General features: G+C 45.8%; 1 protein-coding gene. It reads right to left on the bottom strand.

The annotated features are described in order from the left end of the window. Positions 1-474: alpha-isopropylmalate synthase regulatory domain-containing protein (locus M3205_RS25205; RefSeq protein ID WP_285887052.1), on the bottom strand; the 474-nt coding region annotated here is incomplete at both ends.

Raw genomic sequence — 474 nt, forward strand, 5'->3', positions numbered from 1 at the left:
GCTCTGCATAGTTGATAACGTGAATATTTTTGTTCAATTTGGCAGAGATGGCATTGATAAAGGCAGACAACGGACCATTGCCATTACCAACAACGTCTATGATGTCATCTCCCATGCGTACAGAGCCTGAAAAGCTCACTGAGCCAGCGGTGTTTTTGATTTCATAATCTTGCAACGCCAAAGTAGATTGGTTCAAATAGGTGTCTTCAAACACGCTAATGACATCATCTGATGTCAATTCTGTCTGACGGCTTTCGGCTTCTTGCTGAATGACACGGCTAAAGTCAATCTGCGTCCAGCGCGGCAAATGAAAACCAAAGTCACGTTGCAAGATATAAGCAACACCACCTTTCCCTGACTGGCTATTGATACGCACGACATCCTGATAGCCGCGTCCGATATGAGCAGGGTCAATCGGCAAGTACGCCACATCCCACAAGCCTTGGGTAGCTTCGGCATTTTGCTCGTTATAAT

It is taken from the genome of Cytobacillus firmus (assembly GCF_023715565.1).
Lineage (GTDB): Bacteria > Bacillota > Bacilli > Bacillales > Cytobacillaceae > Cytobacillus > Cytobacillus firmus_C.